The organism is Pseudooceanicola atlanticus, assembly GCF_000768315.1.
GTDB lineage: Bacteria > Pseudomonadota > Alphaproteobacteria > Rhodobacterales > Rhodobacteraceae > Pseudooceanicola > Pseudooceanicola atlanticus.
In genome coordinates this window covers 378,603-398,142 of record NZ_AQQX01000001.1, presented here as the reverse complement: position 1 = coordinate 398,142, position 19,540 = coordinate 378,603, and the positions used below count along the sequence as shown (strand labels likewise).

General features: G+C 64.9%; 19 protein-coding genes and 3 riboswitches. Of the genes, 3 read left to right on the top strand and 16 right to left on the bottom strand.

The window, feature by feature from the left end:
• Positions 1-1,344 (top strand): S41 family peptidase, encoded by a 1,344-nt coding sequence (locus ATO9_RS01930; protein WP_043745496.1) that lies wholly within the window; start codon positions 1-3, stop codon positions 1,342-1,344.
• Positions 1,345-1,608: 264 nt separating this feature from the next.
• Here ATO9_RS01930 and gcvP read toward each other — a convergent pair whose 3' ends face one another.
• The 5 genes from gcvP to ATO9_RS01905 all read right to left on the bottom strand — a co-directional run bounded on the left by gcvP (position 1,609) and on the right by ATO9_RS01905 (position 7,125).
• A complete protein-coding gene (gene gcvP, locus ATO9_RS01925) occupies positions 1,609-4,452 on the bottom strand; it encodes an aminomethyl-transferring glycine dehydrogenase (protein WP_043744301.1) in 2,844 nt (947 codons plus the stop codon).
• Between the two features lie 64 nt (positions 4,453-4,516).
• On the bottom strand, positions 4,517-4,885 hold the full coding sequence (locus ATO9_RS23320; protein WP_052418031.1) for a VOC family protein: 369 nt from the start codon (positions 4,883-4,885) through the stop codon (positions 4,517-4,519).
• Between the two features lie 4 nt (positions 4,886-4,889).
• Positions 4,890-5,249: a glycine cleavage system protein GcvH gene (gene gcvH, locus ATO9_RS01915; protein WP_043745487.1), complete on the bottom strand. Its 360-nt coding sequence runs from the start codon at positions 5,247-5,249 to the stop codon at positions 4,890-4,892.
• Between the two features lie 29 nt (positions 5,250-5,278).
• On the bottom strand, positions 5,279-6,397 hold the full coding sequence (gcvT, locus tag ATO9_RS01910; protein WP_043744298.1) for a glycine cleavage system aminomethyltransferase GcvT: 1,119 nt from the start codon (positions 6,395-6,397) through the stop codon (positions 5,279-5,281).
• Positions 6,398-6,467: 70 nt separating this feature from the next.
• A riboswitch (glycine riboswitch) is annotated at positions 6,468-6,535 on the bottom strand.
• 1 nt (position 6,536) lies between these two features.
• A riboswitch (glycine riboswitch) is annotated at positions 6,537-6,625 on the bottom strand.
• Positions 6,626-6,660: 35 nt separating this feature from the next.
• The gene (locus ATO9_RS01905) at positions 6,661-7,125 is read right to left on the bottom strand and encodes an RrF2 family transcriptional regulator (RefSeq protein WP_043744295.1); all 465 of its coding nucleotides are present in this window, start codon (positions 7,123-7,125) and stop codon (positions 6,661-6,663) included.
• A gap of 127 nt (positions 7,126-7,252) precedes the next feature.
• Here ATO9_RS01905 and ATO9_RS01900 point away from each other — a divergent pair, with 127 nt between their 5' ends.
• A complete protein-coding gene (locus tag ATO9_RS01900; RefSeq protein ID WP_043744292.1) occupies positions 7,253-7,822 on the top strand; it encodes a gamma-glutamylcyclotransferase family protein in 570 nt (189 codons plus the stop codon).
• Between the two features lie 165 nt (positions 7,823-7,987).
• Here ATO9_RS01900 and gltX read toward each other — a convergent pair whose 3' ends face one another.
• From gltX to trmB, 4 genes are all read right to left on the bottom strand, one after another.
• Entirely contained in the window at positions 7,988-9,313 is a 1,326-nt protein-coding gene (gltX, locus tag ATO9_RS01895) for a glutamate--tRNA ligase (RefSeq protein ID WP_043744289.1), read from the bottom strand.
• A gap of 144 nt (positions 9,314-9,457) precedes the next feature.
• Positions 9,458-10,516: a hypothetical protein gene (locus ATO9_RS01890; protein ID WP_043744286.1), complete on the bottom strand. Its 1,059-nt coding sequence runs from the start codon at positions 10,514-10,516 to the stop codon at positions 9,458-9,460.
• A 345-nt stretch (positions 10,517-10,861) separates the two neighbouring features.
• Positions 10,862-11,290 (bottom strand): DUF1801 domain-containing protein, encoded by a 429-nt coding sequence (locus tag ATO9_RS01885; RefSeq protein WP_043744283.1) that lies wholly within the window; start codon positions 11,288-11,290, stop codon positions 10,862-10,864.
• 27 nt (positions 11,291-11,317) lie between these two features.
• The gene (gene trmB / locus ATO9_RS01880) at positions 11,318-12,028 is read right to left on the bottom strand and encodes a tRNA (guanosine(46)-N7)-methyltransferase TrmB (RefSeq protein ID WP_081979412.1); all 711 of its coding nucleotides are present in this window, start codon (positions 12,026-12,028) and stop codon (positions 11,318-11,320) included.
• Positions 12,029-12,215: 187 nt separating this feature from the next.
• Here trmB and ATO9_RS01875 point away from each other — a divergent pair, with 187 nt between their 5' ends.
• Complete coding sequence (locus ATO9_RS01875; RefSeq protein ID WP_043744280.1) at positions 12,216-12,635, top strand: DoxX family protein; 420 nt, start codon at positions 12,216-12,218, stop codon at positions 12,633-12,635.
• A 149-nt stretch (positions 12,636-12,784) separates the two neighbouring features.
• On the opposite strand, the gene metK is transcribed toward ATO9_RS01875, so the two are convergent.
• From metK to ATO9_RS01840, 7 genes are all read right to left on the bottom strand, one after another.
• The gene (gene metK, locus ATO9_RS01870) at positions 12,785-13,966 is read right to left on the bottom strand and encodes a methionine adenosyltransferase (RefSeq protein ID WP_043744277.1); all 1,182 of its coding nucleotides are present in this window, start codon (positions 13,964-13,966) and stop codon (positions 12,785-12,787) included.
• A 7-nt stretch (positions 13,967-13,973) separates the two neighbouring features.
• Positions 13,974-14,023, bottom strand: a riboswitch (SAM-SAH riboswitch).
• A 32-nt stretch (positions 14,024-14,055) separates the two neighbouring features.
• Positions 14,056-15,561, bottom strand: a complete 1,506-nt coding sequence (gene lnt / locus ATO9_RS01865) for an apolipoprotein N-acyltransferase (RefSeq protein ID WP_043744275.1) — start codon at positions 15,559-15,561, stop codon at positions 14,056-14,058.
• Between the two features lie 38 nt (positions 15,562-15,599).
• Positions 15,600-16,553 (bottom strand): hemolysin family protein, encoded by a 954-nt coding sequence (locus ATO9_RS01860; protein ID WP_052418098.1) that lies wholly within the window; start codon positions 16,551-16,553, stop codon positions 15,600-15,602.
• 56 nt (positions 16,554-16,609) lie between these two features.
• Complete coding sequence (gene ybeY / locus ATO9_RS01855) at positions 16,610-17,107, bottom strand: rRNA maturation RNase YbeY (protein WP_043744272.1); 498 nt, start codon at positions 17,105-17,107, stop codon at positions 16,610-16,612.
• Positions 17,108-17,288: 181 nt separating this feature from the next.
• Positions 17,289-18,308 (bottom strand): PhoH family protein, encoded by a 1,020-nt coding sequence (locus tag ATO9_RS01850; RefSeq protein ID WP_043744270.1) that lies wholly within the window; start codon positions 18,306-18,308, stop codon positions 17,289-17,291.
• 134 nt (positions 18,309-18,442) lie between these two features.
• On the bottom strand, positions 18,443-18,763 hold the full coding sequence (locus ATO9_RS01845) for a hypothetical protein (RefSeq protein ID WP_043744266.1): 321 nt from the start codon (positions 18,761-18,763) through the stop codon (positions 18,443-18,445).
• Between the two features lie 10 nt (positions 18,764-18,773).
• On the bottom strand, positions 18,774-19,349 hold the full coding sequence (locus ATO9_RS01840; RefSeq protein WP_043744263.1) for an OmpA family protein: 576 nt from the start codon (positions 19,347-19,349) through the stop codon (positions 18,774-18,776).
• Positions 19,350-19,540 lie beyond the last annotated feature (191 nt).

The window sequence follows — 19,540 nt, the reverse complement described above, 5'->3', positions numbered from 1 at the left end:
ATGAAAAAGCATATCGTAGCCGGCATCGTCGGCGTCACCGCAGGACTTCTTGGCGCCACCCAGGTCGCCGCGCCCCTGCTGGCGCAGGACAATGCACGGTCGTCCAACGTCTACGAGCAACTGGACCTGTTCGGCGACATCTTCGAACGCATCCGGGCCCAATATGTCGAGGAAGTCGACGAATCGAAGCTGATCGAGGCGGCGATCGACGGCATGCTGACCTCGCTCGACCCGCATTCGAGTTATCTGTCGCCGGATGACGCGGCCTCCATGCGGGTGCAGACCCGCGGCGAGTTCGGCGGTCTGGGCATCGAGGTGACCCAGGAAGAGGGCTTCGTGAAGGTCGTGTCGCCGATGGATGGCACGCCCGCGGACGAGGCCGGCGTCGAGGCCGGCGATTTCATCACCCACGTGGACGGCGAGAGCCTGCTGGGCCTGACGCTGGACGAGGCGGTGGACCTGATGCGCGGCCCGGTCGGGTCCGAGATCATCATCACCGTGGTGCGTGAGGGCGAGGCGGAACCCTTCGACGTGTCGATCATCCGCGACACGATCAAGCTGACCGCGGCGCGGGTGCGCACCGAGGGGAATGCGGTCATCGCCCGTGTCACCACCTTCAACGACCAGACCACGCCGAACCTGCAGGAAGGGCTGAACCGCGAGATCGAAGCCGCGGGCGGCCTGGACGCGGTCGACGGCATCGTGCTGGACCTGCGCAACAATCCGGGCGGCCTGCTGACCCAGGCGATCCGGGTGTCGGATACCTTCCTGGAGAAGGGCGAGATCGTGTCGACCCGCGGCCGCGAGCCGGAAGACGGCGAGCGGTTCAACGCCACCGAGGGCGACCTGATCGGCGGCAAGCCCATCGTGGTGCTGATCAATGGCGGCTCTGCCTCGGCCTCGGAAATCGTGGCGGGCGCGTTGCAGGATCACCGCCGCGCCATCGTCGTGGGCACCAAGTCCTTCGGCAAGGGCTCGGTCCAGACGGTCATGCCGCTGCGGGGCGACGGCGCGATGCGCCTGACCACCGCGCGCTATTACACCCCGTCGGGCCGGTCGATCCAGGCGCTTGGCGTGTCGCCCGACATCGTCGTGGAACAGCCGCGCCGGGCCGAGGCCACCGAGGAGGAAGAGGAGAATTCGCTCACCTCGCGGTCGCGTTCGGAGGCCGATCTGCGCGGGTCGCTGGACAATGACAGCCTGACCGAGGACCAGATCCGCCAGATCGAGGAAGAGCGCGCCGCCGCCGAAGAGGCCGCGAAGCTGCGCGAAGAGGATTACCAGCTGGCCTATGCCATCGACATCCTGAAGGGCCTGCGGGCGCTGAAGCCGGGCGGGGAGTGATCGCGTCGCTCTGAATGCCTTGATCGGCCTTGACCTGATCGGACCGGCCGGCGCAGCGATGTGCCGGCCGGTTTTGCGTTGCGGCCCTGTTGCGCCCTGACCCGAAGGCGCGCCTGCGGCGCACACGATTTTATCTTGCTCGAGCCGCAAGGGCTCCGGAGGGCTCTGCCCTCCGGACCTCCCGGAGTATTTCTGGCAAGATGAAGGGGAAACGGGCCCCTTGCGGGGGCCCGTGGGGCCAGATGCGGGGAGCCGGTTGCGGGGCTATTCCGCCGCTTCGGCGTAATCCGACATCGGCGGGCAGGTGCAGGTCAGGTTGCGGTCGCCCCAGGCATTGTCGACGCGGTTGACCGGCGGCCAGTACTTGTCGACCCGGAATGCCCCCGGCGGGAAGCAGCCCTCTTCGCGGGAATAGGCGCGATCCCAGTCGCCCACCAAGTCCTCGACCGTGTGGGGTGCATGGGCGAGCGGCGAGGCGGCGTGGTCTGTCCGTCCCTCCTCGATCTCGGCGATCTCGGCGCGGATGGCGAGCATGGCATCGCAGAATCGGTCAAGCTCGGCCTTGGTTTCGGATTCCGTGGGTTCGACCATGAGGGTGCCGGCGATCGGCCAGCTCATCGTCGGGGCGTGGAAGCCGCAATCGACCAGCCGCTTGGCAATGTCATCGACGGTCACCCCGACCTCGGCGAAGGGGCGGGTGTCGAGGATGCATTCATGCGCTACCCGGCCCTGCGGCCCCTTATAGAGGATGTCATAGGCGCCCGAGAGCCGCGCCGCGATGTAATTGGCGTTGAGGATCGCCACGCGGGTGGCCTGGGTAAGCCCCTCGCCGCCCATCATAAGGCAATAGGCCCAGGAGATCGGCAGGATCGAGGGCGAGCCGTAGGGCGCCGCAGAGACCGCACCGCTGCCGCCCTGTTCGGTGTGGCCGGGCAGGTGCGGGACGAGATGCGGCTTGACCCCGATGGGGCCCATGCCGGGGCCGCCGCCGCCATGAGGGATGCAGAAGGTCTTGTGCAGGTTGAGGTGGCTGACATCGCCGCCCAGGTCGCCGGGGCGCGACAGGCCCACCATGGCGTTGAGGTTGGCGCCGTCGATGTAGATCTGGCCGCCGTGCTCGTGAGTGATCTTGCAGACCTCGGTCACCGTCTCTTCGAAGACGCCATGGGTGGAGGGATAGGTGATCATCGCCGCGGCCAGGTGATCGGCATATTCGTGGGCCTTGGAGGCGAAGTCCTGCAAGTCGATATCGCCGTTGGCCGCCGATTTGATCGGCACGACCTTCCAGCCCACCATCTGGGCGGAGGCCGGGTTGGTGCCATGGGCCGACATCGGGATCAGGCAGACATTGCGGTGCCCTTCGCCGTTCGCCTCGTGATACTGGCGGATCGTCAGCAGGCCGGCATATTCCCCCTGCGCGCCGGAATTGGGCTGCATGGAGAAGGCGGCATATCCGGTGATCGCGCAGAGCTTGGCCGAGAGATCGGTGATCAGCTCCTCGTAGCCGCGGGCCTGGTCGGGCGGGCAGAACGGGTGCAGCGAATTGTATTCGTCCCAGGAGACGGGGATCATTTCGGCCGCGGAGTTGAGCTTCATCGTGCAGGAGCCCAGCGGGATCATCGCGCGGTCGAGCGCCAGGTCACGGTCGGCGAGGCGGCGCATGTAGCGCATCATCTCGGTCTCGGCCCGGTTCATATGGAAGATCTCGTGCGTGAGGTAGTCGGTCCTGCGCTCGAACTTCTCGGGGATATCGTAGCGCGGCTCACCGGCGGGGACGATGTCCTTGATGCCGAAGGCGCGCCAGACGGCGGCGATGGTGTCGGCGGTGGTGACCTCGTCGAAGGTGATGCCGATGCGGGTGTCGCCGACCTTGCGCAGGTTCAGCCCCTCTTCGACGGCGGATTTCAGGATCGCGCCCTGGAAGGGGCCGACCTCGACCGTGACGGTGTCGAAGACGTTCTTGGGGAAGACGTCGAAACCCGCCTCGCGCAGGCCGGCGGCCATTTCGAGGGTGCGGGCATGGATGCCCTGGGCGATGGCCTTGAGCCCCTTGGGCCCGTGGAAGACCGCGTACATGGAGGCCATGACGGCCAGCAGGGCCTGCGCCGTGCAGACATTCGACGTCGCCTTTTCGCGGCGGATATGCTGTTCGCGGGTCTGCAGCGACAGCCGGTAGGCGCGGTTGCCGCGCGCGTCGATCGAGACACCGACGATCCGGCCGGGCATCGAGCGTTTCAGCGCGTCCTTGCAGGCCATGTAGGCGGCGTGGGGACCACCGTAGCCCAGCGGCACGCCGAAGCGCTGCGTCGAGCCGACGGCGATATCGGCGCCCATCTGGCCGGGTTCCTTGAGCAGGGTCAGCGCCATCGGGTCGGCGATGACGATGCCGAGCGCCTTGTTGTCATGCAGCGCCTCCATCTGCGGGGTGAAGTCGCGCAGGATGCCGTTGGTGCCCGGGTACTGGAAGATCGCGCCGAAGACGTCGCTGGCATCGAGATCGGAGGGGCGGCCCAGCACGACCTCGATCCCCAGCGGTTCGGCGCGGGTGCGCATGACGTCGATATTCTGCGGGTGGCAGGCCTCGTCGATGAAGAACTTCATGGATTTCGACTTGGACGCGCGCTGTGCCATGGTCATCGCCTCGGCCGCCGCGGTCGCCTCGTCCAGCAGCGACGCGTTCGCGATGTCGAGCCCGGTGAGGTCGCAGACCATCGTCTGGTAGTTCAAGAGCGCCTCGAGCCGGCCCTGCGAAATCTCGGGCTGGTAGGGCGTGTAGGCAGTGTACCAGGCGGGGTTTTCGAAGATGTTCCGCTTGATCGCCGGGGGCGTGATCGTGTTGTGGTAGCCCTGCCCGATCAGCGAGGTCAGCACCTGGTTCTTGTCCGCGACCTCGCGCATCTTCGCCAGCAGCTCGCTTTCCGACAGCGGTTCGCCGAAATCGAGCGGTTCGGCCTGGCGGATCGCCTTGGGCACGGTCTGGTCGATCAGCGCGTCGAGGCTGGGGGCACCGATTTCGGCCAGCATGGCCTGCATTTCCTCGGGCGAGGGACCGATATGGCGGCGGTTGGCGAAATCGTAGGCGTCGTAGGTCGTGGGGGTGAAGGTCATGATGACTCCTTCGGGTGTATCAGGGCGGATGTATCAGGACGGAGATGCGAGGGCGCGCGATGCGTCAGGGCAGGCCCTCGGAATGGCCCAGGACGCTGACCAGGTGCCCTGCGGGATCGCGCGGGGCCAGCCGGCTGAGGGGCCGAGGGTGGCGGACCGGGCCGTATTCCAGCGGGACGCCTTTCAGCCGGGTCCGCGTGATGACCCTCTCTGGGTCGTCGACCTCGATCGGCAGGGCGGGCGGGGCGGTGCCCGATGCGCCCTCTCGCGGCCGGTTCAATTGCGGAGTCCGGCGCCTGCCGTCTTCGGGCTGCATCGTCACGATGACATCTTTGCTCATCACCGCGTCGTGGTTGGAGGGGCGGCGATAGAGCGCCGCCACCCCTCCGGGATCGTCGCAGTGAAGATCGGTCGTGATGCGCAGGACGGCCATAATCTCAGGAAATCAGGTCCTTGTACTCGGCCTCGGACATGTAATCGTCCATCTGGGAGGGGTCGGACGGCTTGATCTTGAAAAACCAGGCGTCGTTCAGCGGGTCTTCGTTCACCTTGCCGGGGTCCTCGACCAGGGGCTCGTTCACCTCGGTGATTTCACCGTCGATGGGGGCCAGGATGTCGGAGGCGGCCTTGACCGATTCGATCACCACGACCTCGTCATCCTTGGAGACTTCGGTGCCGACCTCGGGCAGTTCGATGAACACGATGTCGCCCAACTGTTCGGCGGCATGTTCGGTGATGCCGACGACGACCTCGTCGCCTTCGACACGCAGCCATTCGTGTTCTTCGGTGTATTTCACGTCGCTCATATGTGGCCCTCCTTGGCGGGTCAGCGTTTGAAATTGGCGGGGGTGAACGGAAGCGGGGCGGTGTCGATCGCCGCCCTCTTGCCGCGCAACTCTGCGGATAGAGTGATCCCGTCCGCGGCCTTGTCAACGGGGACGTAGCCCATGGCGACGGGGGCGCCGATGGTCGGTCCGAACGCGCCCGAGGTGATGGCCCCGATCTGGTCGGTCGTGGCATCATCGGCAAAGAGCGGGACCCCCTCGCGCATCGGGGCACGGCCCTGCGGGCGCAGGCCGACGCGCTTGCGCGGGGCGCCTTCGGTCAGGTCGCGGAAGATCCGGGCCTCGCCGGGGAAACCGCCGGCGCGGTCGCCGCCGGGGCGGCGGGCCTTCTGGATGGCCCATTGCAGCGCGGCCTCGACCGGGCTGGTCGTGGTGTCGATGTCGTGCCCGTAAAGGCACAGCCCCGCCTCGAGCCGCAGCGAGTCGCGCGCGCCCAGGCCGATGGGCAGAACGCTGTGGTCGGATAGCAGCGCACGGGCGATCTCTTCGGCCTTGGCCGCGGGGATCGAGATCTCGAACCCGTCCTCGCCGGTATAACCCGACCGCGAGACCCAGCATTCCGCGCCGAGGATCGTGACGGTCCGCACATCCATGAAGCGCATCGCGGTCACGTCGGGGGCCAGGGCGGCCAGCGCGGCCTCTGCCCCCGGTCCCTGCAGGGCGAGAAGCGCGCGGTCGGTGATTTCCTCGACCTCCACCCCGGGCATGGCGGCGCGCATATGGGCGATGTCGTCGGCTTTGCAGGCCGCATTGACCACGACGAACAGGTGATCGCCGCGATTGGCGAACATCAGGTCGTCGAGGATGCCGCCGTCGTCATTGGTCAGCAGGCCATAGCGCTGGCGCCCCTCGCCCAGCCCAAGGACGGCCACGGGCATCAGCGCCTCGAACGCCGCGCCGATGGTCGCGGGATCGCCGTGCAGGATCACCTGCCCCATATGGCTGACATCGAATAGGCCGGCGGCCGCGCGGGTGTGCAGATGTTCCTTCATCACCCCGGCGGCGTATTGCACGGGCATTTCATAGCCCGCAAAGCCCACCATCTTGCCGCCCTGCTCAACATGCAGCTCGTGCAGCGGTAATTGGATCAAGTCGCTCATCCCGGTCCCTTCCGGCCCGGCGATTGGACGCACCGGGCATCGTCCGGCGTGCCAATCACGCCGCGATGCCCCCTCTGTCCTGTTGCCTGAGATCGCTATCCCTTCGGCGGGCGCAGCCTGGCGCCTCTCTCCAGAGTGTCGTGCCGGACAGGTCCCTGAGGCCTGAGAGTTTCCGGGGCGGTTGCTCCTTCGGCACCGGCACGCAGCCGGTTCTCCCTATCCAGTGACTTGGAGTTACCGCGCGATGTGTCGCTATTCAAGCCTCAAGCGTCGGCAACGGCCCTCGGACAGGAAATCGGCACCGTCAGCAGCGCATTTAGCCCATCATTTTCGCACACAAGATCCGCGAGGGTCACATCGTCCATCGAGGCATAGAAGGCCTCGGTCGCGCGGGCGATCACGTCGCGCAGGCGGCAGACGTCGATCAGCGGGCAGGTGTTTTCCTCGGCGTCGAAACATTCGGTGATCGGCACACCGGATTCGATGGCGCGGAACACGTCGCCGACCATGATCTCGGACATCGGGCGGGACAGGCGCATGCCGCCATTGCGGCCACGCTGCGTGTGCAGGAAGCCCAGCTGGGACAATCGGTTGATGACCTGCGCCAGATGGTTCTCCGAGGTGTTGCACGCCTCGGCGATTTCCGATTTGGTGACCAGACGACCGTCATTGATGCCGCAGAACATCAGGACCCGCATCGAGATATTGGACCGTTTCGTCAGACGCATGGTCTGGTTCCTCCACACAAGCACTGGGACCGAACCGGTTGAAACTTGTGTCCGATCTCGACAGCTGTTCTCTTGTATACATGCGCGACAGATGCTGGTTTGATATAGATCAACAAAAGGAAAAAATGTGAGCGGAGATCCTTTTTTCTTTGGCTATGGCAGCCTCGTGAACACGGCGACCCATGTCTACGACCGTCACCACCCCGCACGGCTGTCAGGCTGGCGGCGGGTCTGGCGGCACACGCCGATCCGCGACATGGCCTTCCTGACCGCCGAACCGATGGACGGGGTCGAGATCGACGGGCTGATCGCCGCTGTGCCCGGCGCCGACTGGGCAGCGCTGGACGAACGCGAAACGGGCTATGACCGGGTCCATGTGCCCCAGGGCATCACCCACCAGGCCGAGGATGCGGGCCATATCGCCGTCTACACGATCCCTGCGGACAAGCATGGGCCGGCCGATGGCGAACGTCCCATCCTGCTGAGTTACCTCGACGTCGTGGTGCAGGGTTACCTTCAGGTCTTCGGCGAAAAGGGTGGTGAGGATTTCTTTGCGACCACGGCCGGGTGGGACACGGTGATCCTGGATGACCGGGCAGCGCCGCAATATCCCCGCGCGCAGTTGTTGAGCCAGCGTGAGACGGATTTCGTGAATCACCACCTGTCGGCGCTGAACGCGACGCTGCGGAAGGAATAGGCAGCGGGCGGGTCGGTTCTGCCCTGAGGTCCCGCCGGCCGGGACAATTGGCCGCCGGGACGAGCAATCCAAGGCGGACGCACCGATCACGCGTCCGCCGTCACCGCCGCTTGCCGATATATCGACACGGTGTGGCGCAATGGCCTGAGGCCACGCCCCAATGGGTCAGTAATTGCGCGCCTTGATGACCTGAAGCAGCGGCAGGATGCTGGCCATGTCCGGCCCGCGCTCCATCCCCGTGACGGCCTTGCGCAGCGGCATGAACAGGCCCTTGCCCTTGCGCCCGGTCGCGTCCTTCACGGCGCTGGTCCACTGGCCCCAGGTGTCGCCGTCGATCGTGTCGGGCAGCAGCGGCATGGCCTGACGGATGAAGTCCTCATCCTCGGGCGCGACCATCGGATCGGCCCCGTCGCGCATCATCACCCACCATGCGTCAACCTCGTCGAGGGTGGTGATGTTGTCGCGCACGACGCCCCAGAACGCCTCTGCCTTGTCGTCTGGCACGCCGGCCTGGGCAATGCGGTCCTTCACGGCGGCATAGTCGGTGCCCTGCAGCACATGCGCCGTCAGCGGGAACAGGTCGTTCTCGTCGAACTTGGTGGGGGCAGAGCCGAAGCGGGTCAGGTCGAACCCTTCGACCAGTTCATCGACCGAGCTGCGCAGCTCCACCGGGTCGGACGAGCCCAGCCGCGCCATCAGCGACAACAGAGCCATCGGCGCGACGCCCCGGGCGCGCAGGTCGCGGATCGACAGGGTGCCGAGGCGTTTCGACAGCGCCTCGCCCTGCGGGCCGGTCAGCAGCGAATGATGCGCGAAGGAGGGCGGCGTGCCGCCAAGCGCCTGGATCATCTGGATCTGGGTCGCGGTATTGGTCACGTGGTCCGAGCCGCGCACCACATGGGTCACGCCCATTTCCGTGTCATCGACAACCGAGGCGAGCGTATAGAGCACCTGCCCGTCCGCACGGATCAGCACCGGATCGGACACGCTGGCCGCGTCGATGGAAATATCACCGAGGATACCGTCGGCCCATTCGATGCGTTCCTGGTCCAGCTTGAACCGCCAGACACCGTCGCCGCGTTCGGCGCGCAGTTTGGCCTTGTCCTCGTCCGACAGGGACAGGGCGGCGCGGTCATAGACCGGCGGGCGGCCCATGTTCAGCTGTTTCTTGCGCTTGAGGTCCAGTTCCGTCGGGGTCTCGAAAGCTTCGTAGAAGCGGCCCATCTCGCGAAGCTTGTCGGCGGCTTCGGCGTAGCGGTCCAGCCGTTCGGACTGACGTTCCACCCGGTCCCAATGCAGGCCCAGCCAGTCGAGATCCTGTTTGATCGCGTCGACATATTCCTCTTTCGACCGCTCGGGGTCGGTGTCGTCGATGCGCAGGATGAACTGGCCGCCATTCTTCCGGGCGATCAGGAAGTTGAACAGCGCGGTGCGCAGATTGCCGACATGGATATAGCCGGTGGGCGAAGGGGCGAAACGGGTGACGGTCATGACGGGCTCCTGATGTCCGGGGGCATGTGTCACACAGATCGGCAAATGTCCATTACCCTTGGGCGCGCGGGCCCGTCACAACGGAGGCGGGGCCTGCCGTGGCAGACCCCGCAAGACGCCTTGGGGGGCGTATCGGAACAGGCCTCAGAACAATCCGCCCAGCAGATCGTCGAGCCAGTTGTCGTCATCGTCATCGTCGCCGTGATCTTCACCGCCCAACAGCTCATCGACCACGCCGCCGCCGCCCAGCAGGTGTTCGACCGCCGCATCGGTATCGGTGCCGTCGGGGCTGTTGTCGCCGGTGAGGATGTCATCGACAGTGTCGCCGTCACCGGCCAGTTCGTCGACGATACCGCCTTCGTCCAGCAGGTCGTCGATCAGGCCGTCATTGTCGGAGCCGTCGGGCTGGTCGTCGCCGGTCAGCACCTCGTCGAGGATGCCGCCGTCGCCAGCCAGTTCATCAACGATGCCGCCTTCGGCCAGCAGGTCGCCGGCCAGGCCTTCGGTTTCAGTGTCGTCGGGGTGGTCGTCGCCGGTCAGCAGATGATCGACCACGCCGCCATCGCCGGCGATGTCGTCGATGAGGCCGCCTTCTTCGGTCAAGCCGGCCACGTCCTTGCCTTCGCCGTCGTCATCGCCGCCGTCATGGTCCAGCCCGTCGAACAGGTCTTCGACCACGTCGTCGACATAGATGCCGGTGCCGTCTTCGACGATCTGCAACGCCTCGTCGACGGTGCCGTTCTGACCCAGCAGGTTTTCGACAAGGCCGTCGGTCGAGGGGCCTTCGTCGTTGGGATCGTTGTCGCCGGTGAGCAAATGATCCACCGTTCCGCCCTCACCCAGGATTTCGTCGACCAGGCCGCCTTCGGCCACCAGGTCATCCAGCACGCCTTCGGTTTCGGTATCGTCCCGTTCGTTGTCCCCGGTGAGGAATTCATCCAGCACGCCACCGTCGCCGGCGAGTTCGTCCAGCAGACCTTCATCTGCCGTCACGTCCTCGACCAGGCCCTCGGGCGGGTCGTTATCGGGGTCTTCATGGGAATCACCGTTCAACAGGGTATCGAGGACACCACCATTGCCGGTCACGTCGTCCAGGGCGCCGCTGTCATCGGTCAGCGCTTCCGGATCCAGGGTTGCTTCGGCACCATTCCCGCCAAGGACCGGCGCCAGGGATTTGAACAGACTAACATTGAAGCCAAACATCTCAGCTCCTCCTACTCGTTAACAAACTCACTCACACACCGACGACAACGTGTCGCCGCTCCAGAAGCCTTCCCCACAAGGGCCGCCGATGCCTCAAAGGTTGGGGAAAGTTCTCATTCTCGCCACAACTTTGACACGAACACTCTTTTTCCAAACTGGAAACCGAATGCGAGGCGGCGGGAAAGGTAGGTTCGAGATACCTTATTTTCCGGGACCGACGTAGGGTCGCGCGCCATGCGTTTCAGGGGCCGAAATCACCCCGAAATCCGAGAGTTTCACCGGCCCGAAAAAAAGTTTTCACCTGTGTTTATCGGTGTGTGACGCCGAATCGCCGCCCGAACATGCCTAATGGGGGTGAACAGGCCAGCGCTCACCCAGGTCGCGCAGCCCGGTCTGGATCAGTTCGGCCAGCACATCGTGGTTCACTGCATTCAGGCGCGAGACATAGAGACAGGCCTTGCCCAGCTTGTGCGGCCCCAATCGGTCCAAGATTTCGCCATAATCCTGGTAACCCGGCATGATGTAGATCGACAGCGCCGCCTTGCGCGGGGAGAATCCGGTGGCCAGGAACGACCCGGTCCGTCCGCTGTCATAGGTGTAGTCGTAGCGCCCGTAGCCGACGATGCTGGGCCCCCACATGCAGGCCTGCCAGCCAGTGACGTCGTCAAAGATCGCCTTCAACGCCTCGCCCTGCGCACGGCGGCGCGGTGGTTTGATACCTGCGAGGAAAGCGTCGACGTTTTCGGTTGTGGGCTGTGTTTTGTTCTCTGCCATCAGAAACCTCTGACAGCAATGATACCATCAGCGACGGCGGAACGTGAGGTAGTGAGGTACGCGCCCTTCGCGCAGGGCCTTCTGTTCGTACCGGGTGGAAATCCAGTCATCCCAGGGTTCGCGCCAGTCCGCCGGCGCCTCGGCCAGCCATTCGAAGCCATGGCGCGGCACCTGTTCCAGGGTCTGGCGCACGTAATCAGGGATGTCGGTCGCGACGCGGAAGATCGCGCCCGGCTTCAGCTTCTCGGCCAGCGGTTCCAGATGTTCTGGGGTGACGAAGCGGCGGCGGTGGTGGCGCTTTTTCGGCCAGGGATCGGGATAGAGCAGGAAGGCGCGGCTGATCGAGGCCGCGGGCAACACGTCAAACAGGTCCCGCGCATCGCCGGGATGGACGCGCAGGTTGTCGACCCCGGCCTCGCGGATCTTGCCCAGCAACATGGCGACGCCGTTGATATAGGGCTCTGCCCCGATGATCCCGACATCGGGGTTGCGCGCGGCCTGGTGCACCAGGTGTTCGCCGCCGCCAAAGCCGATTTCCAGCCAGACATCCCGCCCGCCGAACAGCGCGTCGAGGTCGAGGTTCGTCCGTTCGGCGTTCACGTCCCAGTCAACGGGGCCGGGCGACAGCTGATCCAGGTCCTCGTCCAGGTAGGCCTCCTGCGACTTGCGCAGGTGCTTGCCCTTGAAACGGCCATAGAAGTTGCGCCACGGGGCGCCGGAGGGATGTTGGGTGCTCATGACCGGGCTTCTATCCGGCGCAGGAAAGAGGTCAAGCCCATGGCCTGCCGGATCTGCCACCCCGTGGGATGGTTCTGCGCGAATCTGCACATAACCTGTCAGTTTTCTTGGAATGGCGTGGATTGCTGCGGTGCGGCACATACAGGGCATCGCCGTGACAGGCACAATGCATCAAAGGACGCACACAATGACCCAACTTCTGACCTACGCCGCGCCGCTTGGCCGCGTGCTGCTTTCCATCATGTTCATCACCTCCGGCCTGCAGAAGATCACCGGCTATGCCGGGACCCAGGGCTACATGGAAATGATGGGCGTGCCCGGTTTCCTCCTGCCGATCGTCATCATCGTCGAAGTCGTCGGCGGCATCGCCCTGCTGATCGGCTGGCAGGCCCGTCTGTCGGCCTTCCTGCTGGCGGGCTTCTCGCTCGTCTCCGGCTTCCTGTTCCACTACCTGCCGTCGCTCGGCATGGAAGGGATGGAAGCACAGGGCCAGATGATCAGCTTCATGAAGAACGTCACCATCGCGGGCGGCATGCTGATGGTCACCGCCTTCGGCCCGGGCGCCCTGTCGTTTGAAAAGCGTGGCAGCACCGTTCCCGCCGAATAAGTCGGACCGCCACTAATACCAGCGCGCCGCCCCTGCCGGGGTGGCGCGTTTTTCTTTGCTGCCTGACCATGAAAAAAAACGCGCATCCCGGATCGGGATGCGCGTTTCTTTTGTTCGGTCCTGTCGGGCCGGGGCCCGGGGGCAACAGTTCAGACGGCCTTTTTCAGCGCCTCGACCAGGTCGGTCTTTTCCCAGCTGAAGCCGCCATCCGCATCGGGCTTGCGGCCGAAATGACCGTAGGCGGCGGTGCGCTGGTAGATCGGCTTGTTCAGCTCCAGATGTTCGCGAATGCCGCGCGGGGTCAGGTCCATGCACTGGGCGACGGCCTTTTCGATCTCGGCCTCGTCCACGTTGCCGGTGCCGTAGGTGTCGGCATAGATCGACAGCGGCTTGGAGATGCCGATCGCGTAGGACAGCTGGATCGTGCACTTCTCGGCCATGCCGGCGGCCACGACGTTCTTGGCCAGGTAGCGCGCGGCATAGGCGGCCGAGCGGTCGACCTTGGTCGGATCCTTGCCCGAGAACGCACCGCCACCATGGGGTGCGGCACCGCCATAGGTGTCGACGATGATCTTGCGGCCGGTCAGGCCGGCATCACCGTCAGGGCCGCCGATGACGAACTTGCCGGTCGGGTTGATCCAGTATTCGGTATTGTCGGTCAGCCATTCGGTCGGGATGACCTCGCGGATATAGGGCATGACGATATCGCGGATATCGTCCGAGGTCTGGGTCTCGTCATGGTGCTGTGTCGACAGGACCAGCTGCGTGACCTCGACCGGCTGGCCGTTCTCGTACCGCAGGGAGACCTGGGATTTCGCATCCGGGCCCAGCGTCGGTTCGGTGCCATCCTTGCGAACCTCGGCGAGGCGGCGCAGGATCTTGTGCGCGAACTGGATCGGCGCAGGCATCAGGTCGTCGGTTTCCGTGGTGGCGTAGCCGAACATGATGCCCTGGTCGCCGGCACCTTCGTCCTTGTTGTCGGCGGCGTTCACGCCCTGGGCGATATGCGCCGATTGCTCGTGCAGGAGGTTGGTGATCTCCACGGTCTCGTGGTGGAACTTGTCCTGCTCGTAGCCGATATCCTTGATACAGGCGCGGGCGATGTCTTCCATGCTGGCCATGTATTCGGCCAGCTTGGCCTGGTCGGACAGCCCGACCTCGCCGCCGATCACCACGCGATTTGTGGTGGCGAATGTTTCACATGCGACCCGCGCTTGCGGCTCTTCACTGAGAAGAGCGTCGAGGATTGCGTCGGAAATCCGGTCACAGACCTTATCCGGGTGACCCTCGGAAACGGATTCCGAGGTGAAGATGTAGTTCTTGCGGGTCATGAAAAAGTGCTCCGATAGATGTTTAACCACCCCGTCAGGAAGCCGTTGGGGCAGCAGATACTCTCGGGTAGACGCCGTGCATCAACCCGTCAACGTTTATTTATGCGCATTTTGCCGCTGTTGGCGACCCCCAAAGCCGCCAAAACAAGGATCAGCAGCGATACCAGAGGCAGATCGCCACCAATTGCATAAGGCGTAGCCGGACGCGGCGCCGGCAGGGCGACGTCGCGGAACCCGCCGGTGCCAAGTGCCATTTCTCCGTGCAATCGGCCGCCGGGGTCGATCATTGCAGAAATTCCTGTATTGGCGACACGGATCATCGGCAGGCCCTGTTCCACGGCGCGCAGCCGCGCCTGTGCCAGGTGCTGGTAGGGGCCCGACACGGTGCCGAACCACGCATCATTGGTGATCAGCAGCAGGAATTCGGGCCGGTCCTCGGTGCGCAGGTCACGGGGGAAGACGCCTTCGTAGCAGATCAGCGGCAGCGCGCGGCCCAGCCCCGGCACGTCGATCAGGCGCGGCCCGGGCCCCGAGGAAAAGCCATAGCCCTGCCGCGCCGCCAGGCCCGAGATACCGATGCGACCCAGCAGGTCGCCGAAGGGGACATATTCGCCGAAGGGCACGAGGTGGTGCTTGTCATAGACCTCGGTGATCTCGCCCTCCCCTTCGAGCAGCACGAGAGAGTTGTAGACGCGCAGATCCTCGCCGCGATTGACGCCGAAGATCACCGGTTTCGCCCCTGCCGCCGAAGAGATCACGGGCATCAGGTGGGGTACGTCCTCCAGCCAGGCGGGCATCGCGGTTTCGGGCCAGACGACCACGTCCGGCGTGCCATCGGCCGATGTCAGGTCAAGGATATTGGTGAAATGGTCCTGCGCCTTTTCGCGATCCCATTTCTCGTCCTGCGGCACGTTGGGCTGGACGAGGCGGACGACCGGGCGCCCCTCCGTCGCCGTCTCTGGCGCCTGCATCCAGGACCCGAGCGCGACCGGAATTGCCAGGGCCAACGCCCAATGCCCGGCGCGTGGCAGCGGGCGGGCGAGTACGGCAGGCAGGCTGACCGCGAGGCCCAGCACGATCAGCGACAGCACGATGGCGCCACCGAACTGCGCCAGGTGCAGCGCCGGGCTGGCGATCAGGGCATGGCCCGGCAGCGCCCAGGGAAAGCCGGTGAAGATCACCCCGCGCAGCGCGCCGGCCAGGGTCAGCGCCAGCACCGTGGCCAGTCCGAGGCGGCGGCCATCGGGGGCGGCCAGCCGCGCGGCGAAGCCCGCAAGCCCCCAGAACAGCGCCATTCCGGTGGCCATGAAGACCAGCGCGAAGGGCGCCATCCAGCCATGGCGGGCGATATCGACCAGGAATGGCTCCACGATCCAGCTGAGCGCGACGGCAAAATAGCCGGTGCCGCCGATCCACCAGGTCAGCGCGGACCGGCGCGGGCCGGGATCGCACAGGGCGCAGGCATGGATCAGCGCGATGCCGAGGATCGTCAGCGGCCAGGCATTCAGCGGCGCCTGGCCCAGGGCCGCGACGGCCCCGCCCAGCCCGGCGAGCACCAGCCGCCGGCGCGGTGACAGACCGGCCAGGCGCGCCATCGGATCGGATCGCGAAGGGGCGTCCGGCCGGTCAGACGTCATTGTGCGGCGAGGTTCGCCGGGGCATCGCCCGGCCCTTCGGATTTGGCGCTGTCCTCACGGGCGAGGCGCACGCGCAGGCGCTTGATCCGGCGGGGATCGGCATCCACGACCTCGAATTCATGACCATCGGGATGCGGCACGACCTCTCCGCGCGCGGGCACGCGGCCCGACAGCATGAAGACCAGCCCGCCCAGCGTGTCGATCTCTTCCTCGTCGACGCTGTCATCCTCGGTCAGGGAAATGCCGGTTTCCTCGGCGAAATCCTCAAGCGGGGTCTTGGCGAGGGCGAGGTAATTGCCGGTCGCCTCGCGGGTCCACAGCTTGTCCTCGTCGACATCGTGTTCGTCCTCGATCTGGCCGATCACCTGTTCGATCAGGTCCTCGATCGTCACCAGCCCGTCGACACCGCCATATTCGTCGATCACCAGCGCCATGTGCCGCCGTTCGGTCTGCATCTTCTGCAACAGCACCCCGATCGGCATCGAGGGCGGCACGAACAGAAGCGGCCGCACCATGGATTTCAGCGAAAACCGCCCGCCCTTGCCGTTGAAGCCGTGGCGCAGCGCGAAATCCTTCAGGTGGACCATGCCCACCGGCGTATCGAGCGTATCCTGGAAGACCGGCAGGCGCGTCAGGCCGCTGTCGCGGAACACCTGGACCAGTTCTTCGCGGGTGATCGTGTTGGGAACGGCCACGATTTCGGCCTTCGGGATCGCCACGTCCTCAACCCGCATGCGGCGCAGGTTGATCATGCCGTGGGACGGACGCAGATCCGACGCGGCCTCCCGCTTTTCGGTCTCCGGTTGCGCGGGGCTGCTTGTCCCGCCGAATAGCCTTGACCAGAATCCCCGTTTTTCGGGGACAGGGGTCTTGCTCTCGTATTGTTTCAGGCCCTCGGGCAGCGCGCCTTGCGCTGCGCTAGAAGACGACCCGTCGCTTTGTTCGCCCATCATTCCTTACCAAAAAAGCCGGCCCGAATCGGCCAGCACCGGGGAAATCCCCATTCTCAAACATCATATGGGTCCGGCAGACCCATTTTGCCAAGTATAGCGACCTCAACTTGTTCCATCAAAGTGGCATCAAGGTCACGGACGTGATCATACCCCAAAAGATGTAAGACTGCATGAACGATCAGGTGAGTGGCATGATCCTGCGCGGATTTTCCCGCCTCGCGCGCTTCGCGGTCGCAGGTTTCCCAGGCAATGGCGATGTCGCCCAGCTCGCTGTCGGGGCCGGGGTCGGGCAGGTCCGGCACGGCACCGGGGTCTTCCATCCCGCGTTCGTCCGACGGCCAGGACAGCACGTTGGTCGGCGTCGGCTTGTCGCGGAATTCGGTGTTCAGCTCGGCAATGCGGGTATCGTCGCAGGCCAGCAGGGCGATCTCGAAATCCGCCGGGTCGAGGCCCAGATGCGCCAGGGTCTCGCGCGCCGCGCGTTCGGCCAGGTCCTCCAGCCCGAGCGCGGTCCAGCGCTCATCCTCGATGATACAGTCAATCACAGCCATGCGGCCCTCTTACTGCCTGGCGCGCGGCCATGCCAGCGCTGTCACAAGACCCTGCTATGCCAGCCGGAACCGCGCAGCAGGAGCACCCTATGGACACCTCGCCCCAGATGGGACAGGGGCCGGCCACCTATGTGATGACCGGCCTCCTGTGGGGTCTTGGATTTTTGCTGACGATCAAGGGTTACGCCTGATCGTCGGCCTCATAGGCTTCGATGATGGCGGCGACCAGCGGGTGACGCACGACATCCTTCGAGGTGAAGTAGTTGAAGCTGATCTTGTCGATCCCGCCCAGCAGGCGTTCCGCATCCTTCAGGCCCGAGGGCATGCCGCGCGGCAGGTCGATCTGGCTGCGGTCGCCGGTGATGACCATGCGCGAGCCTTCGCCCAGGCGGGTCAGGAACATCTTCATCTGCATGGTCGTGGCGTTCTGTGCCTCGTCCAGCACCACGAAGGCACGGGACAGCGTCCGGCCCCGCATGAAGGCCAGCGGCGCGATCTCGATCGTCTTCTCTTCCAGCAGCTTGGCCAGCTGCTTGCCGGGAAGGAAATCGTTCAGCGCGTCGTATAGCGGCTGCATGTAGGGGTCGACCTTGTCCTTCATGTCGCCTGGCAGGTAGCCCAGCTTCTCGCCCGCCTCGACGGCGGGGCGGGACAGGATGATCTTGTCGACATGCCCTTCGATGAACATCGACACGCCCACGGCCACGGCCAGGTAGGTCTTGCCGGTGCCCGCCGGACCGATGCCGAAGGCCATTTCATGGGCAAAGAGGTTCTTCACATAGGCCTTCTGCGCCTCGGTGCGCGGTTCGACCATCTTCTTGCGGGTCTTGATCTCGACCGGGCCGCCCTTGAACATCTCGAGCTGGTTGCCATCGCGGCTGGGTTTCTTGACCTCGTCGCTCACCGGCATCCGCAATTCGCGGTCGATGTCGGCGCTTTCCACCGGGCGCCCGGCCTCGAGCCGGGCATAGAGCGCGCGCAGCACCGCGACGGCGGCCTCGGCCGAGGGGCGTTCGCCCATGGCGACCAGGTGATTGCCCCGGCGCAGGATCTGTACGGAAAGCTTGGTTTCGATCTCGGCCAGGTTGCGGTCAAACTCACCGCAAAGCTCGATCAGCAGGAAATTATCGGGAAATTCGACAGCGACCTCGGCAAGCGGTTGCTCGGCTTGGTCTCGGGGGGGCAGCAGGGTGGCGGCCAATCAGATCTCCTGAGTTTGTTGGGTCCGTTTCCAGTATTCATCGGGGGCAACAGCATCCCCCGAAACGAACGATGCCGCAAGCACAAGGCTTGCGGCACCGAATTGCGTGATATGCGGCGTGGCGCTCAAGGCGATCAGGACGAAGACGGCCCGCGCGGATCGAAGATCCCGCCGCCCTTCTTGAAGCCGCCGGTCGCCGTGTTCGGCGGTGCAGTGCCGGAGCAGACGGGCTTGCCGTACTTGTCCAGACGCTGGGACAGGTAGCCTTCGAGACCGTCATCGATGATCCAGTGGTCACAGCCGTTCGGGTCGACCCAGATACCGGCCTTCAGTTCGCTCAGGTGCTTGTTGTCAAAGCCACGGTCGCGGCCCTTGTAGCCGGGCACCGGTGCCGGGTGACACGCTGCGACGAGGGCGATGGCCGTTCCGGCCATGATGATTTTCGCGAGTTTCATAGATCCCCCCTCAGCGAATGCAGATGATTTCGACACGGCGGTTCTGTGCCATGCCGGCCGCGGTGCCGTTCGGCGCTGCGGGCATCCGCTCGCCATAGCCGCGCACGTCGGCGATCCGGGCGCCGGTCGCGGCCGCGATGCTGGCCACCGCATTGGCGCGGTTATAGGACAGCTTCATGTTGTACTGGTCCGACGCGCGGCTGTCGGTGTGACCCGCGATGATGTAGGACGTAGCACCGGTCGACTGGAAGAACTGCGCCAGGCGCTGCTGGTTGGCCGGACTGATCTTGTAGCTGTCGGTCTTGAAGAACTGGTCGGTGTAAAGCGTGCCACAGGGGGCGCCTCGGCGGCAGACCGGGATCCCTTGGCGGCTGACATGCGGCGTCATGTACCCTTCGGCGCCGTCATCCATCGCCCAGTGTTCGCACCCGTCGGGGTCGACCCAGATGGTCGGCACGTAGGCTTCGTTATACCCGCGCCCCTGGGCGACGGCCGAGCTAGAGATGCCGGTGATGCAGAGGGCGGCAACAGCAAGGCCCTTGATGATCTTCCCGGCGGCATTGAAATTAATCTTCACCACTGTCATTTCCTTTTGCTTCCCCCAGGGCCCGTTCGCCGATGCGACGCGCGTTGGAAATAGCCCAAGCGTTGTTATGTGCATTCACTGTAACGCTTTGTACGGGCTTGTGAAGAATCAATACGCGGAAAACACTCCCAAATATGGAAACTTTGCACCGGGCAGCCGCCAATTGTAGCGTCCGGACCACAAGATTGGAT